The organism is Burkholderia stagnalis (assembly GCF_902830275.1).
In the GTDB taxonomy this organism is placed as follows: domain Bacteria; phylum Pseudomonadota; class Gammaproteobacteria; order Burkholderiales; family Burkholderiaceae; genus Burkholderia; species Burkholderia stagnalis.
The window spans coordinates 1-514 of the sequence record NZ_CADESW010000088.1 but is presented as its reverse complement, the minus strand read 5'-3'; the positions used below and the strand labels follow the sequence as shown (position 1 = coordinate 514).

Annotated in this window: 1 protein-coding gene; it reads left to right on the top strand. The window is 64.6% G+C overall.

Features of this window, described 5'->3' with window-relative positions:
• Positions 1 to 514 (top strand): TrbG/VirB9 family P-type conjugative transfer protein (locus tag HWY45_RS36340; protein WP_176118500.1); only part of this gene is annotated, 514 nt, incomplete at both ends.

The following is a 514-nucleotide window of genomic DNA, read 5'->3' as shown; positions in this document are numbered from 1 at the left end:
GCGGACGACGTAGGGCGCATCGAGGCGCAGCGCGGCTTTGCCACACACATTGCGCTCGATCCGCACGAGCACATCCAGGTCGTCGCACCCGGTGATCGGGACGGCTGGCAGGTGGTTGCGAACAAGGGTGATCACGACGTCTACCTGAAGCCGCAACTCGCCGCGCACGATTCGAACCTCGAGATCCGAACCGACCGGCGCAGCTACAGCTTCGATCTGGTGGTGCTGCCACTCAAGGCGAGGTTCGGCAATGACCGCGTGATGTACCGCGTGACCTTCGTCTATCCGGATGAACTGGCCAAACAGGCGCGTGGGGATTCGGATGCCGGGTTGGTCGCGAAGCGCTTGGCGCAGCCGCCGGTCGTGCGTAACGCACGGTACTCGATGCAGGTCATGCCGAATTCCGACGATATCGCGCCGACCGCGGCATGGGACGACGGGCGCTTTACGTATCTGCGCATCCCGAACAACCGGCGCATGCCGGCGATTTTCCGGGTGGCCGACGACGGCACGG